Source organism: Caballeronia sp. LZ034LL (assembly GCF_031451215.1).
GTDB lineage: Bacteria > Pseudomonadota > Gammaproteobacteria > Burkholderiales > Burkholderiaceae > Caballeronia.
In genome coordinates this window covers 1275997-1291074 of sequence record NZ_JARUXR010000004.1, presented here as the reverse complement: position 1 = coordinate 1291074, position 15078 = coordinate 1275997, and the positions used below count along the sequence as shown (strand labels likewise).

Below are 15078 nucleotides of genomic sequence, written 5' to 3'. Positions count from 1 at the left end.
ACTTCCAGCCAGGAGCCGCCGTGGTCCAACGCATCATCGAAGCCGCTGAGATCGAGTCGCTCGATCCCTCGGCGATTCCTAGATTGCGCATGCCCGAGCGTGCCACGGTGTTCGCTTCACGCGCCGCGCGTCTGCTGCAACTCGCGGATGCGAGCAGTCCCATCGGCGGCTATCTGCGGCTGATGTCCGCGCTCGCCGACACCCAGCAGCGCGTCCTGAGCCAACATCAGGCGCCGATGCCCGCGCGCGAATCCATCGAGACAAATCAGCGGCATTCGATGCCGATCATCCCCGCACTCACCGATCACCGCGATCCCGCCTGGCGCGATGTGTTGTTCATGCTGCTCGACGGCATCGAGGCGGCCGGCGCGCTGACGCCCGCGCTCGTGCAACTGGTGGCGCGTCTGCGCACGATGGACACCGCCGCGCTCGACAACCAGGCCGACGCCATCCTGGCCTTGCGCTTCGCCGAGATCGATCCGGCCGCGGCGCCCTTCGTCGCGGCCGCGCTGCAAGTCGTCTGGACGGATCTCGCGAGCCGCGTCAACATGCGCGACGTGCCGTACCTCGACGCGCCCGGCGTCTGTCCGGTGTGCGGCTCGGTACCGGTGGCGAGCATCGTGCGCGTCGGCGGGCCGTATGAAGGGTATCGCTATGTGCAGTGCGGGCTGTGCGCCACGGAGCTGCACGTGGTCCGCGCGAAGTGCACGAACTGCGATTCGACCAAGGGGATCGCTTATCACGCGATGGGCACGGGCGACGAAAGCGAAGACGACAAGGCCGAGCAGGCGAAACGCGCGGCGCTCAAGGCCGAGTCGTGCGACGAATGCGGCACGTATCGCAAGATCGGCTACCAGGACAAGGCGTTCGACTTCGAACCCTACGCCGACGATCTCGCGAGCCTCACACTCGACCTGTTGATGGGCGATGCCGGTTATCGACGTGCCGCGCCGCATCCGTGGCTGTGGCCCGAACAGCCTGACGAATCATGAGCGACGTCCGGGGAAGCGACGGCGGCGAACTGCGCGCGTTGATGGCGCGCGTGCCGTCGGTCGAGCGCGTGCTGGCTGCGGCGGAATTCGCGGCGGTGATCGCCGCTCATGGACGCACGCAGACGCTCGCGGCCTTGCGCGCCACGCTGGACGCATGGCGCAGCGATGCACAGGCCGGCCGGGCAGCCGTCGATGCATTGAGCGACGCCGCGCTGGCGCAAGCGGTGAGCGCGGCGCTCTCGGCTCGGGCGCGCAGCGCGGTGCGTAGCGTCTTCAATCTCACCGGCACCGTGCTGCATACGAATCTGGGCCGCGCGCTGCTGCCGGACGAAGCCGTCAGCGCTGTGGCCGAAGTCCTCACGCGGCCCGCGAACCTCGAATTCGATCTCGACACCGGCGCGCGCGGCGATCGCGACGACCTCATCAACGGCCTGATCTGCGAGCTGACGGGCGCGGAGGCGGCGACCGTCGTCAACAACAATGCGGCGGCCGTGCTGCTGACGCTGTCGGCGCTCGCGTCGCGCAAGGAAGTGATCGTGTCGCGCGGGGAACTGGTGGAAATCGGCGGAGCGTTCCGCATTCCCGACATCATGAGCCGCGCCGGCGCAAGACTGCGTGAAGTCGGTACGACGAATCGCACGCATCTGAAGGACTATGACGAGGCCATCGGCCCGAAAACCGGCTTGCTGATGAAGGTGCATTGCAGCAACTACGCCGTCACCGGCTTTACCAAGGAAGTGTCGCTCGACGAACTCGCGCCGCTGGCTAAAGCACGCGGCCTGCCCATCGCGGTGGATCTGGGCAGCGGTACGCTGGTCGATCTCGCGCAGTGGGGCTTGCCGCGCGAAGCGACGGTGCGGGAGACCGTCGACGCCGGCGCGGATCTCGTCACCTTCAGCGGCGACAAGTTGCTGGGCGGCCCGCAGGCCGGGCTGATCGTGGGCCGCCGCGAGCTGATCGCGAAGATCAAGAAGCATCCGCTGAAGCGCGCGCTGCGGGTCGGCAAGCTGACACTGGCGGCGCTCGAAGCCGTATTGCGGCTCTATCGCGCGCCGGAGAATCTCCGCGAACGCCTGACGACGCTGCGCCTGCTCACGCGTCCTGCCGACGCCATGCGTCTCTGCGCGGAACGCATCCAGCCCGCGCTGCAGCAATGGATCGGCGACGCCTTCGTCGTGAGCGCCGAACCGATGTTCAGCCAGATCGGCAGCGGCGCATTGCCCGTCGATGTCCTGCCGAGCTACGGTCTCGCCGTGCGTCTCGCGAACGGCAAGCGTCCGGGCAGCCAGTTGAACCGCATCGAGAAGCGGCTGCGCGAACTGCCGCGGCCCGTGATCGGACGCATCGCCGACGGCGCCCTGCGGCTCGACCTCCGCTGCCTCGAAGAAGCCGACGAAACCGTGTTCATCGCGCAACTGCGAGGGCCGGACGCGCGAGGCGAAGAGGGATGATCGTCGGCACGGCGGGACATATCGATCATGGCAAGACGACGCTCACGCGCGCGCTGTCGGGCGTCGATACCGACCGTCTGAAGGAAGAGAAGGCGCGCGGCATCTCCATCGAACTGGGTTATGCGTATGTGCCGCTGGCCAGCGGCGGCGTGCTCGGGTTCATCGACGTTCCCGGGCACGAGAAGCTCGTGCATACGATGGCGGCGGGTGCGTGCGGCATCGACTTCGCGCTGCTGGTGATCGCCGCCGACGACGGCGTGATGCCGCAGACCCGCGAGCATCTCGCGATCCTCGAACTGCTCGGTGTGACGCGGGGCGCGGTGGCGGTGACGAAGGTCGATCGCGTGGACACCGCGCGTCGCCGCGAGGTAAACGCGGACATCGACGCGCTGCTCGCGCGCAGTCCGCTGCATGCGGCGCCGCGCTTCGATACGGACGCTACGCGCGAACACGATGCCGGCGTCGCCGCGCTGGCCGCGCATCTGCATGATGCGGCGGCGCACGAGCACGCGCGCCGCGACGACGGCTTGTTCCGGCTGGCGGTGGATCGCGTTTTCACGCTGGCGGGGCAAGGCACGATCGCGACCGGCACGGTGTTCGCGGGCCGCGTGACGACGGGCGACGTATGCGCGCTCGCGCCGCGCGGAAGCTCGGGCGAGGCCGTGCGCGTGCGCAGCATTCATGCGCAGAATCGCGCGACGCAGACGGGCCGCGCGGGCGAACGCTGCGCGCTGAATCTGGCCGGCATCGAGAAGGATGCGCTGGGTCGCGGCGACTGGACCGTCGATGCGCGGCTGGCGCGTGCGTGTGAGCGTATCGACGTCGAACTGAGCTTGCTCGACGATGCGGCGCTCACGCTCGCGCACTGGTCGCCCTTGCATGTTCATCTCGGCACGACGCATCGCGTGGCGCACGTCGCGCTGCTCGACGGCGACACCTTGCAGCCGGGACAGACGGCGCGCGTACAGCTCGTCTTCGATACCCCGGTGTGCGCGCTGCCCGGCGATCGCTTCATCGTGCGCAATGCCCAGGCGAGCCGCACGGTCGGCGGCGGCCGCGTGCTCGATCCGTTCGCGCCGGCCAGGAAGCGCCGCACGCCGCAACGCCGCGCCTGGCTCGATGCGCTCGCGGCGTGGCTCGATACCCAGCGTGTAGATGCGCTGTTCGAACAGGCGCCTTATGGACTGCCGCGTTCGCTGATCGAGCATCTGTGCGGTATGCCGGTGGCGGCGCTCGCGTTGCCGGCCGGCATGCGCGAGATTCCGCTGCAGAACGATGTGCTCTACGTGTCGGCTGCGCACTGGAACGCGCTGAATGCACGGCTGATCGACGCGCTGGGCGCGTTTCATGCACGCTTCCCCGACGAACAGGGCCCCGACGTCGCGCGCCTGCGCCGCATGGCCGCGCCGCTTGCGCCGGATGCACTGTGGCGCGCGCTCGTCGACGACGCCGTGGCGCAGACGACGATTACGCGCAGCGGTCCGTGGCTGCATCTGCCGGCGCACGCAGTGACGCTCGATGCGCGCGAGGAAACGCTGGCGCACGCGGTACTGGCGTCGCTGCAACAAGGCCGGTTCGATCCGCCGTGGGTGCGCGATCTTGCAAGAACGCACGGCGTCGCGGAAGACGACATGCGCCGGCTGCTGAAAAAACTCGCGCGACGTGGCGATGCGCATCAGGTGGTGCGCGACCTGTTCTACGACCGCGCGACGATCGGCGCGCTGGCTCGGCTCGTGGCCGAACAGGCGGCGGCGCAGGGCGGCGGGCTGGGTGCGGCCCATTTCCGCGATGCAACGGGTCTCGGCCGCAAGCGCGCGATACAGCTTTTGGAGTTCTTCGACCGGGTTGGATACACTCGATTCCACCGCGACCTCCACTTGTTGCGCACCGACAGCCGCTGGCACGAGTCCGTCTGATGTCCGCCTGATGTCCCTCTGATCCGTCCTGTCCCTGGCCGGATTCACCCTTGATCGCGATGGAGCATTACTACTTCAAGCTCTTGCATGTCCTGGCGAGTTACCCCGAATGGGCGCTCGCCGTGGTGCTGCTTGCGTCGTTTTTGGAATCGGTCGCGTTCATCGGCACCTTCGTGCCCGGCAGCACGGCGATGTTCATCGCGGGCGCGCTGGTCGGCACGGGCGCGTTGAATCTCGGCTGGGTATTCGTCTGCGCGATCGGCGGCGCAATTGCCGGCGATGCCGCGAGCTTCTGGTTCGGCCAGCGCTACGCGGACCGCATCGCGCAGATGTGGCCGTTCCGCACGCATCCCGGCGCGCTTACGGCGGGCAAGAAGTACTTCGAGAAGCATGGCGCGAAGAGCGTCGTGCTGGCGCGTTTCGTCGCGCCGATGCGCGCCGTCGTGCCGGTCGTCGCGGGCCTGACGGGCATGACGCCCGCGCGCTTCCTGGCCGTCAACATCCTGAGCGCGCTGGTCTGGGCACCGACGCATATCCTGCCGGGCGTGGTGTTCGGCGCGTCGATCGAACTGGCGGGCGCGGTCTCGATCCGGCTCGTCGTGATCCTCATCATCCTCACCGCGCTCGCGTGGGTCGTGTTCAACATCGTACGCGTGCTGGTTTCGCATGCGATGCGCTGGAGCATCCTGTCGCGCGATGCGCTGCTCGCCTGGGCACAGAACAGCCGCGGGCTGCCGGCGCGGCTCGTCGCGCGCGCGCTCGATCCGGCCAATCCGGCCACCGGCCTCATCGTGATGATCTCGACGCTGCTGCTCGTCTCGGCGGTGATCTTCTTTTCGGTGCTCGCGAATGTCGCGCGCGGGGCGTCGATCGTGCAGGTGGATGTGTCGGTGTATCGGCTGCTGCAATCGTTCCGCTCCACCTGGACCGACTCCATCCTCGATGCCGCCGCCACGCTCGGCAGCACCGAGACGCTGCTCGTGCTCGGCGTGATGGTGATCGTGTGGATGAGCATCGAGCGGCGCTGGCGCACCGTCGCCTACTGGGTCGCGGCGCTGGCGTTCTCGCAGTTGCTCGTGGTCGCGATCCGCTTCACCGCGCACGAGCCGCTGGCCGTGTCGTTCGCGCCTTCGACGCACCGCTTTCCCAGCAGTCACGTCGCAGCGACGGTCGTGATCTACGGTTTTCTCGCGTTCCTGCTGTTGCGCCGCGTGCGGCTGCTGACGGGCGTCCTGGTCGCGATGGCGACTTCGGCCATCGTGACGGCGGTGGCGCTCGCGGGACTCTACTTCGGCCGCTTCACGATCTCCGATGCGCTCGGCAGCGCGGCGCTCGCAGCCGTGTGGGTGTTCCTGATCGCGCTGACGGCCGTGTGGCGCAATCCGTCCAAGCCAAAGCCGCGGCCGCTGATGCCGGTCGCGGTGCTGGTCGTGATCTGCGCGAGCGTCGCGCTGCAACTGAGCGACGACACCGAAGCGCGCAGCGCGGCGCCCCAGTCCGTCGTCATTACGCCGATTCAATGGACCGATTCGGTCTGGCGGACCTTCTCGTGCTACCGCGCGAACATGGAGGGCGACCGCCGCGAGCCGATCACCGTGCAATGGGCCGCGACGCCCGCGCAGATCCGCGCGCAGTTGCTGAGCCGCGGCTGGACCGAGGTGTCGCATGTGTCGCTGAAGAGCGTGTTGTCGGTGGTGCTGCCGAATGCGCCCGCCATCGATCTGCCGGCGCTGCCGCGCCTGAACAATGGCGAGCCGTCGAAGCTCGTGTTCGCGCGCTCGCCCTATGGCGCCGACGAGCGCGATGTGCTGCGGTTCTGGTCCACGCAATACGAGGTGCGCGAACGTCCGGACGTCGCGCCGACGCCGATCTGGCTCGGCGCCGTGGTGCACGAGCGGATCCGTCGTCCTTCGTGGCCGTTCAATGTGCTGAGGCCCGACCGGCGCGTCGATCCGATGGCCTTCGACCATGGCAAGAGTTCGCCGTGGCAAGGCATCGAAATTGCGCGCAGCGCGGGATGCGGCGATGTGCCGGTGATGCTCGTCGAATCGAGGTCGGAATGATGCATTGGAACCAGCGTTCGCGAGGTGCTGTTTGATTCAGATCCCGCCGTCGGCAATCGTGCAATGGGGCGGCGCGGCCGTTTTCGCGAACGTGCTGCTCACGCGGCTGGGCGTGCCGTTGCCTTCCGCGCCGTTGCTGGTGTTCGCGGGATCGGCGGTGGCGAGCGGACGGCTCGTGTTCACGCACGTGCTGTTCGCGGCGGTGTGCGGCGCGTTGCTCGGCGACGGCGTGTGGTTCGCCGCGGGGCGCATCTATGGGCGCAAGCTGGTCGCGGCGCTCTCGCGCAGGTCGTATGCGGTGGATTCGGGCATGCGCACGACCGGCGAGCTGTTCGAGCGTCATGGGCCGCCGATCGTGGCGCTGTCGAAGTTCGTTCCGGGACTCGGACTCGTCACGCCGCCGTTGATGGGCACCACGCAGATCGCGGTGCCGGCCTTCTTCCTGTGGGACACGGCGGGGGTCGTCGCGTGGGCGGCGTTCTGGCTGCTGGGCGGCGCGCTCTTCGAGCATCAATTGCATCTCGCGCTGCTCGAATTGCAGGCGCACGGCACCACCGTGGTCGATCTGCTCGTGGCCGTGGCGTTGCTGTACTGCGTCTATCGGCTGTTGCGGAGGCGTCAGCCGCGACGGCACATGAAGGACAAGAGCGGCGGACCCTGACTCATGCTCGACGAATGACGTAGTTATAATCGGTCGCCTCCCGCGAAGTTTCAACGGCGGCGCAGCGTGACGCACGGAAGGCATCCGTATCCGGTGGTGCGGCTGGGCTTCAAACCCAGTTGGGGATGTCAGACATTCCCAGGTCGGTTCGACTCCGGCTGCCTTCCGCCATGTGGCTCGTGGCATCTGCTCGCTCACCCTTTGATCCCACCGAAAGAGACAGTGTTTTCCCTGATGGGAGCGACCTCTTTGCGGACGTACTCTTTGTATACAGAATTTAGAGTACCGTAGTCACGGCGCCTGAAGCCAAGCGATCGCACGTCTCCACAGCGTCAATCGACAGACCCAAAAATGGACGTCCCCAACTACCTCATCCTGCGGTCCGATGCGAGCCCTGCTGTCGAATGTCAGACGCTGAGCCATAGCGATGGCGCTTTCGGCGGTCTCCGCCGACCGCCTCATGCCCTCGCACAGTGGACAGACTCCGACGCGTTTCCCGCTTCGGCACAATGCGTTTTGAATGCAAACGCCTCATTGAGGGAACTCGAAGGGCTTTCGCGCGTGCTCAAGCGATCTGAAACGCGTACGGATTACGACGCCGCGTGGATACTTGCCCGCGCGAGAATCGGCCTGGTGTCGATCCTCGTACGCGACGCGCGCGACTTCACCGCAGCGGCGTTCATCGAGGATGCGAGTTTCGTGCTGAAGCAGGCTAGACGTTACTTTGCGTCGCAATCGCTCGTGCTGGTGCAGGCCAGTTCCGAATCCGGCCTGGCACGCGCACGCGCGGTCATGGAAGATGTCTTGCAGGTGCGTGATGTCGCGCCGGACGTGCTTTATGAGAAGCATGCCGCCGAAAACGAAACGCTTGGCGTCGCGCTCCTGTCCATGCGCTGACGCGCTTGCCGTGACGAATTGCCGGAGCAAAATCCGTCTGGAAAGCTGATAGGATTCGGTATTCAATATCGATTCTGATTTGCCATGCCGGCCAAACTCGTCAAGATTCAGGCTCGTACCGATTACGTCGACGAGGTCTACAACATTCTTCTCGACGCCATCAGCGAAGGCTCCATCGCCCCTGGAACGCGGATCGTGCAGGAGGAGATTGCCGAGCAGCTCTCGGTATCCCGATCGCCCGTGCTTCAGGCGTTCCGTCTGCTCAAGAAGGATGGGCTGGTCGAGGACGCTCCGGGGCGTGGGTTGCAGGTCACGCCGCTCAATGTCGAACGGGTCGGGCATCTGTATGAATTCAGGGAAGCGCTCGACGGTCTCGCCGCCAAGCTTGCCGCCCGGCGTTCCGTGCGGCTCGACAAGTCGCTGATCGCCAACGGCCGCAAGGCGATGCGAGGCGATGACATCAAGGCCATGGTCGAGGCTGACATGGCGTTTCATCTGGCCATCTACGCCGCTTCAGGCAATCCGTTGATCCTTGAAAATGCCCGGCTGCACTGGATGCACCTGAGGCGCGTGATGGGCGCGGTGCATCAGGTCGTCGGCCAGAGGAAGGTAGTCTGGGACGAGCACGCGGCCATCGCCGACGCAATCGCGGCAGGCGACGAAGAACTCGCCGCGCGCCTGAGCGTGCTGCACGTCGAGGCGGCGCGAGCGAATCTCGTGAAGCACATGAGCACGAACAGCGAAATCGCTCAGGCTACTTCCTGAGTCGCAATACCGGCCGCTTGGGTCCTGCGGCCGTCATCCCTTCTGAAAATCCCGCGTCTCTGCACCTGTCTGCATTGCCACCCACCTCACGTCCTCGCGATATGCGATTGACGCCTCCCGCGCAACGCTAGCGCGTCTCCGGCAGCGCCCGGAAACACCCTTATCCGTGTTTACCCATAGAGACATCGCCCTCGTATGCGCCTAATCTTTGGATACAGAGTTCAGAGCACGGAACACCGACGACGGAAACCGGCTCTGACAAGAACAACCGATGTGGTCCCTAACAATCATTGGAGGCAGGACATGAGCGTCAAATCGGACAAGATGGACGACCAGAAGCGCACCGGAGGTTCGGCGCCGGTGGCGAAGAAGCTGATTCCGTTCGGCGGCTATTACGCCAACAAGACGCCGGAGCATGATCCCGAGCTGACGGAAACCGGCCCGGGCACGCCGACGGGCGAATACATGCGCCGCTTCTGGCACCCGGTCTGCATGTCGATGGAGCTGACCGACACGCCGCGCTTCCTCAAGATCCTCAACGAAGAACTGGTCGCCTTCCGCGACAAGAGCGGCCGCGTCGGCGTGCTGCATGCGCACTGCGTTCACCGCGGCGCATCGCTCGAATATGGCGCGATTCAGGAGCGCGGCATCATGTGCTGCTATCACGGCATGGTGTTCGACGTGGACGGCGCCTGCCTCCACGTGCCGTTCCCGAAGGGCGAGGAAAAGGAAGCCGAGCGCTACGCGTGCTCTATTCGTCAGGGCGCCTACAAGGCGGTCGAGCGTAACGGCCTCGTGTTCGCCTACATGGGCCCGCCGGAAGAGGAGCCGCCGTTTCCGGAGTGGGAAGGCGACTACACGGTATCGCCCGGCGACGAACTCGTGCCCTACAGCAACTTCCAGCATTGCAACTGGCTGCAGGTCCAGGACAACGCGGCGGACAACTACCATCCGACCGCACTGCACGCGGGCAAGAACGTCGTCGACGGCAACTATCAGGGAACGACCTTCGACGAAGTCGGCGCTGCGTCCATGGAAGTCGCGCCCGACATGAACTTCGTGCCGGTGCAGGGCGGCCGCAGTCTGGCGTGCGCCGGTGCGCGTCGCGTCAACAAGGACCGGCTGTTCGTCCGCGTCCAGCATCAGGTGCTGCCGAACCTGAGCCTGCATGCCTACACGTCGGAAGACGGCTCGAAGAAGAAGTACTTCAGCCGCTTCCACATCATCCGCTGGACCGTGCCCGTCGATGACGAGAACAGCAAGATGATCGGCTGGCGCGTCATGGGCCCGGGCATCGACACACGCGGCATCGGCAACAAGGAGATGGTCGGTTACGAGACCATCGACTTCCTGGAAGGACAGGTGGCGATGCGCCGTCCCGAGCGCTTCGGCAAGTACAAGCTCGAAGACATGCCGCCGATTCCCCCGAACCATCGCGAACGCGACATCTACAAACAGGCTCAATACGCACCGGGCGACTACGAGGCGATCATCAGCCAGCGTCCCATCGCGGTTCATGCACTCGAGAATCCGACCAAGTTCGATGCGGGCCTGTATCAGTTCCGCAAGATGCTGCGCGATGCGGTGCGCGGCACGAACGCGGCGGCTTCGGCGCAGGGCTTCGCCGAATGGTTCCGCGCCCTGGGCGGTGCGCCCAACAGCTTCTGCTCGGGCAACGTGTTCGAGATCGAAGAGGGCGCGACGGTCGAAGAAGAAGTGGCGCGCCGTCGCAAGGTGCTGAAGACCGTCGTCCAGATCCTGACCGAGAGCGACAGCCTGAAGGGCGACGCGCGCGGTGAGTTCGTGCGCAACAAGTTCAAGGACCTCGAACAGTCGCTGAAGAGCTAATCGGCGCGCCGGGTGCCGGCCGTCTGTACGCGCGGCCGTCATCCGCCACGGAGCAAGGATCATGGACACGGTATTGGAACGATTGGAACAGGAAGAAGCGGTCGCGGATATCGAAGCCGGTACGCTCGATGTGCGCGTGAAGCAGATTCGTTACGAAGGCAAGGGCATCAACTCGTACGAACTCACGAACCCGAGCGGCCAGGCGCTGCCTCGTTTCGAGGCGGGCTCGCACATCGACGTCCATCTGAAGAACGGCGTCATCCGACAGTACTCGCTGTGCAATTCGCCCGCCGAGCGCAACCGGTATGTCATTGCCGTGCTCAAGGACGAAAGCGGGCGCGGCGGTTCGCGCGCGGTGCACGAGAGCATCGGCGCCGGCGACATCGTCACCATCAGCAAGCCGCGCAATCACTTCGCGCTGGCCGAGGGCGCACGCAAGGTCGTGCTGATTGCGGGCGGGATCGGCGTGACGCCCTTGAAGGCGATGGCGCATGAGCTGGAACAGCGCGGCGTGGACTTCGACATGCACTACTGCGCGCGCAGCCAGGATGCCGCGGCATTCGGTCCTGAGTTCGCCAGCATGTTGCGCGCGGGCAAGCTGCACTATCACTTCGACGATGGCGCGGAAGCCGATCGCCTTGACTTGCGCGCGCTGCTCGCCGAGCCGCAGCCGGGCACGCACGTTTATTACTGCGGGCCGGGCGGATTCATGGCGGCCTGCGCGGACGCCGCGAGTCACTGGCCGAAGGGCACCGTGCACTTCGAGCACTTCAAGGCGCCGGAACAGCCGAAGCGCGAACCGTCGGGCACCGAGAACGCCGAGGGTTGCGACGTCACCATCGCCAGCACGGGTCAGGTCATTCACGTGGGACCGGAGCAAAACTTCAGTGAAGCGCTGGGCGAGGCGGGTGTCGAAGTGCCCACGTCCTGCTGTGCCGGTCTGTGTGCAACCTGCAAGGTCCGCTATCTCGAAGGCGAAGTCGAACACAACGACTTCATTCTGGACGAAGACGAACGCAAGGAATTCCTGACGGTATGCGTCTCCCGGCCCATCAGCAAGACCTTGATCCTGGACCTGTAGACCACGCATCTCGCGTGGCCCGACATCAACCCTTCCATCGCACCCATCTGGAAATAGCATGAAAGTCTTCTACGACAAGGACGCCGACCTTGCCCTTCTGAAAAGCCGCAGCGTCGCCATCATCGGCTACGGTTCGCAGGGGCACGCACACGCCCTCAACCTGAAAGACAGCGGCATCAATGTCTGCGTCGGCGTGCGCCAGGGCCCTTCGTGGGAGAAGGCGCAACGCGCCGGCCTGACCGTCAAGCGCATTGCCGATGCCGTCAAGGAAGCCGACATCGTCATGATGCTGCTGCCTGACGAGCAGATCGCCGAGGTCTATCGCACGGAAGTCGAACCGCATGCCCGCGAAGGCGCGGCGCTCGGCTTCGCTCACGGCTTCAACATTCACTACGGCCAGGTCAGCCCGCGCGCGGACCTCGACGTCATCATGATCGCGCCGAAAGCGCCCGGCCACACCGTCCGCAGCACGTATGCCGCGGGCGGCGGCGTGCCGCACCTCATCGCCGTGGCGCAGGACCGCTCGGGCTCGGCGCGCGACATCGCGCTCGCGTACGCGGCGGCGACGGGCGGCGGTCGCGCCGGCATCATCGAGACGAGCTTCCTGGAGGAAACCGAAACCGATCTGTTCGGCGAGCAGGCCGTGCTCTGTGGCGGTCTGGTGGACCTCATCAAGGCCGGCTTCGAAACGCTGGTGGAAGCCGGCTACTCGCCCGAAATGGCGTACTTCGAATGCCTGCACGAAGTGAAGCTCATCGTCGATCTCATCTACGAAGGCGGCATCGGCAACATGAACTACGGCATTTCCAACAATGCCGAGTTTGGCGAATACGTCACCGGCCCGCGCATCGTGACCGCGCAGACGAAGGCCGCCATGAAGGACGTGTTGCACGACATCCAGACGGGTGAGTACGCGAAGCAATTCATCCTCGAAAGCAAGGCCGGCGCGCCGACCCTTCAGTCGCGCCGCCGTATCACCGCCGCGCATCCGATCGAAGTCGTCGGCGCCAGGCTGCGCGCAATGATGCCGTGGATCGCCCGGGACGCACTGGTCGACCGCTCCAGAAACTAGGCCGCTGCTCTCGCGAAGTTCCAGTGTCCCCCAATCAACAACAGGAGTATCTGATGTCCACCATCGATGAACCGAAGCAAGCCGCGCAGGAATCGATTCTGAAGCCCGGCAAGATCTCGATCTATGAGCCGGATCAGGAAGGCGTGATTTTCCCGCGCATGCCCGAGTTCAAGGACCACGCCGAACATCGCAAGTATCTGAAGGAACGTCTCGTCGCCGCCTGCCGCGCCTTCGCGCTGCAAGGTTTCGACTACGGCTTCGCGGGTCACCTCACGGTGCGCGATCCGGAGCATCCGGGCCTGTACTGGACCAATCCGATGGCCGTCCACTTCTCGCAGGTGAAGATGTCGAACCTGATCTGCGCGGACCACGAGGGCAAGGTCGTCGAAGGCGAATACGCGATCAATCGCGCCGGCTTCGTCCTGCACGCGGCGGTGCATGAGCAGCATCAGGACATCGTCGCGATGTGTCATGCGCACACCACCTACGGCACGGCATTCGCCTCGCTCGGCAAGCCGCTGGCGCCGATCTCGCAGGATGCAGCCGCCTTCTTCGAAGACCACGTCGTCATCGGCGATGAAGCCGGCAAGGTCGCGGTGGAAGTGAAGGGCGGCAACAAGGTCGCGAACGCGTTCAAGGGCGTGAAGGCCGCCATTCACCAGAACCACGGCCTGCTGACGGCGAGCCGTCACAGCATCGACTCGGCCGCGTTCTGGTTCATCGCGCTCGAGCGCTGCTGCCAGCAGCAACTGATGATCGAAGCCACCGGCATCACGCCGAAGGAAGTCACGCCCGAGCGCGCCCGCTACAGCCGCGAGCATGTGGGCAGCGACTACATTGGCTGGCTGCACTTCCAGACCATCTGGAGCGAGCTGGTCGAAACCCAGCCGGACATGTTCGACTGAGTACGCAGGGTAGTGCGGGATGCGCGCGCCGGGTCTGGCGCGCGCCTCTCAAGCGCTGGCGGAGAACCGTCCGGTACAGGACACCGCTGGTCACTCGATGGCCCCACAGGAGACACAACTTGAGTTCCCAAAGCCCAGCCACCTTCGTGGAAGGCGCCGACACGTCCGTGTTCACCAAAGCAGCATGGCGTCTCGTTCCCTTTCTATTCGTCTGCTACCTCTTCGCTTATCTCGACCGCATCAACGTTGCATTCGCCAAGCTCCAGATGCTGAGCGACCTCGGCTTCAGCGAGGCCGTCTATGGCTTTGGCGCGAGTGTGTTTTTCGTCGGCTATCTGCTGTTCGAAGTGCCCAGCAACCTGTTGTTGCTCCGCGTGGGTCCGCGCCGCTGGATCGCCCGGATCATGGTCACGTGGGGCCTGATTTCAGCGGCGATGATGTTCGTCAGAACACCGACGATGTTCTATGTCATGCGCTTCTTCCTCGGTGTCGCGGAGGCCGGCTTTTTTCCGGCCATCGTGCTCTATCTGACCTACTGGTTCCCGGCTTCGCGGCGCTCGAAGGTGACGGCGTTGTTCATGACCGGCATCCCGATGTCCGGGGTGATCGGCGGGCCGTTGTCCGGCTGGATCATGACCGCGATGAACGGCTCGCATGGTTTTGCGGGATGGCAGTGGCTGTTCCTGGTCGAAGGCATCCCGACCGCCGTGCTGGGCGTGATGGCGTTCTTCTATCTCGACGACCGGGTGCGCGACGCCAAGTGGCTCACGGAGTCGCAGAAGGACACGCTCGAGACCGCACTCAAGGTCGAACAACCGAAGAGCGGGCTGCACTCGATGAAAGACGGCCTGATGAACCCGAAGGTGCTGCTCGTCAGCGTCATCTACTTCTTCTACACCATGGGGTTGTACGGGGTCAGCTTCTGGCTGCCGACGCTCATCAAGTCCAGCGGCGTGGCCGATCCGCTGCATGTCGGCTTGCTGACGGCGATTCCGTATGCGGCCGGCGCGCTGGCGATGGTGTTCGTGAGCCACAACTCGGACCGGACCGGTGAGCGTCGCTGGCATCTGATCGTGCCGGGTCTGGTTGCGGCATTCGGCCTGACGATGAGCGTCGTGTTCTCTCACTCGACCGTGCTCGCGATGATCGCGCTGACCATCGGCACGATGGGCGTCATGACGACCATCTCGCAGTTCTGGGTGATTCCGCCGTCGTTCCTGGGAGGGGCGGCGGCGGCAGCGGGGCTCGCGCTGGCGAATTCGGTCGGCAGCATTTCCGGTGTGGTGAGTCCGTCGCTGATCGGGTTGGTGAAACAAGCGACGGGATCGGCGGGGGCGGGCGTGCTGGCGCTCTCGGTGAGTCTGGTGATCGGCGGGGTATTGGTGCTGTTGGTGCCTGCTGCGCTGGTGAATAGCCGGCGGCGATAA

The 15078-nt window shown here is 65.3% G+C and carries 12 protein-coding genes and 1 tRNA gene; all 13 read left to right on the top strand.

The window, feature by feature from the left end:
* Positions 1-20: 20 nt before the first annotated feature.
* The 13 genes from fdhE (at position 21) to QCE83_RS33300 (ending at position 15078) form a co-directional block, all read left to right on the top strand.
* Entirely contained in the window at positions 21-992 is a 972-nt protein-coding gene (gene fdhE / locus QCE83_RS33360) for a formate dehydrogenase accessory protein FdhE (RefSeq protein WP_309820987.1), read from the top strand.
* Complete coding sequence (selA, locus tag QCE83_RS33355; RefSeq protein WP_309820985.1) at positions 989-2443, top strand: L-seryl-tRNA(Sec) selenium transferase; 1455 nt, start codon at positions 989-991, stop codon at positions 2441-2443. Before fdhE ends, selA begins: the two co-directional genes overlap by 4 nt.
* Positions 2440-4359 carry a selenocysteine-specific translation elongation factor gene (gene selB, locus QCE83_RS33350; protein ID WP_309820983.1) on the top strand — a complete coding sequence of 640 codons (1920 nt, stop codon included), beginning with the start codon at positions 2440-2442 and terminating at the stop codon, positions 4357-4359. The genes selA and selB overlap by 4 nt, the downstream gene beginning before the upstream one ends.
* 59 nt (positions 4360-4418) lie before the next feature.
* On the top strand, positions 4419-6422 hold the full coding sequence (locus QCE83_RS33345) for a VTT domain-containing protein (protein WP_309821215.1): 2004 nt from the start codon (positions 4419-4421) through the stop codon (positions 6420-6422).
* A gap of 31 nt (positions 6423-6453) precedes the next feature.
* Positions 6454-7083 (top strand): DedA family protein, encoded by a 630-nt coding sequence (locus tag QCE83_RS33340; RefSeq protein WP_309820981.1) that lies wholly within the window; start codon positions 6454-6456, stop codon positions 7081-7083.
* A 75-nt stretch (positions 7084-7158) separates the two neighbouring features.
* Positions 7159-7254 (top strand) — tRNA-Sec (locus QCE83_RS33335).
* Positions 7255-7644: 390 nt separating this feature from the next.
* On the top strand, positions 7645-7980 hold the full coding sequence (locus tag QCE83_RS33330; protein WP_309820979.1) for a hypothetical protein: 336 nt from the start codon (positions 7645-7647) through the stop codon (positions 7978-7980).
* A gap of 84 nt (positions 7981-8064) precedes the next feature.
* Complete coding sequence (locus QCE83_RS33325; protein ID WP_309820977.1) at positions 8065-8745, top strand: GntR family transcriptional regulator; 681 nt, start codon at positions 8065-8067, stop codon at positions 8743-8745.
* Positions 8746-9048: 303 nt separating this feature from the next.
* Entirely contained in the window at positions 9049-10593 is a 1545-nt protein-coding gene (locus QCE83_RS33320; protein WP_309820975.1) for a Rieske 2Fe-2S domain-containing protein, read from the top strand.
* A gap of 61 nt (positions 10594-10654) precedes the next feature.
* Positions 10655-11674 carry a PDR/VanB family oxidoreductase gene (locus QCE83_RS33315; protein WP_309820973.1) on the top strand — a complete coding sequence of 340 codons (1020 nt, stop codon included), beginning with the start codon at positions 10655-10657 and terminating at the stop codon, positions 11672-11674.
* A gap of 58 nt (positions 11675-11732) precedes the next feature.
* Complete coding sequence (ilvC, locus tag QCE83_RS33310) at positions 11733-12746, top strand: ketol-acid reductoisomerase (RefSeq protein WP_309820971.1); 1014 nt, start codon at positions 11733-11735, stop codon at positions 12744-12746.
* A 53-nt stretch (positions 12747-12799) separates the two neighbouring features.
* On the top strand, positions 12800-13651 hold the full coding sequence (locus QCE83_RS33305; protein ID WP_309820969.1) for a class II aldolase/adducin family protein: 852 nt from the start codon (positions 12800-12802) through the stop codon (positions 13649-13651).
* Positions 13652-13770: 119 nt separating this feature from the next.
* On the top strand, positions 13771-15078 hold the full coding sequence (locus QCE83_RS33300; protein ID WP_309820967.1) for an MFS transporter: 1308 nt from the start codon (positions 13771-13773) through the stop codon (positions 15076-15078).

What these genes read in the sequence shown, in the direction of transcription:
- selA (WP_309820985.1), top strand. Translation starts at nt 989, where the DNA reads ATGAGCGACGTCCGGGGAAGCGACGGCGGCGAACTGCGCGCGTTGATG.
- selB (WP_309820983.1), top strand. Translation starts at nt 2,440, where the DNA reads ATGATCGTCGGCACGGCGGGACATATCGATCATGGCAAGACGACGCTC.
- QCE83_RS33345 (WP_309821215.1), top strand. Translation starts at nt 4,419, where the DNA reads ATGGAGCATTACTACTTCAAGCTCTTGCATGTCCTGGCGAGTTACCCC.
- QCE83_RS33325 (WP_309820977.1), top strand. Translation starts at nt 8,065, where the DNA reads ATGCCGGCCAAACTCGTCAAGATTCAGGCTCGTACCGATTACGTCGAC.
- QCE83_RS33320 (WP_309820975.1), top strand. Translation starts at nt 9,049, where the DNA reads ATGAGCGTCAAATCGGACAAGATGGACGACCAGAAGCGCACCGGAGGT.
- QCE83_RS33315 (WP_309820973.1), top strand. Translation starts at nt 10,655, where the DNA reads ATGGACACGGTATTGGAACGATTGGAACAGGAAGAAGCGGTCGCGGAT.
- ilvC (WP_309820971.1), top strand. Translation starts at nt 11,733, where the DNA reads ATGAAAGTCTTCTACGACAAGGACGCCGACCTTGCCCTTCTGAAAAGC.
- QCE83_RS33305 (WP_309820969.1), top strand. Translation starts at nt 12,800, where the DNA reads ATGTCCACCATCGATGAACCGAAGCAAGCCGCGCAGGAATCGATTCTG.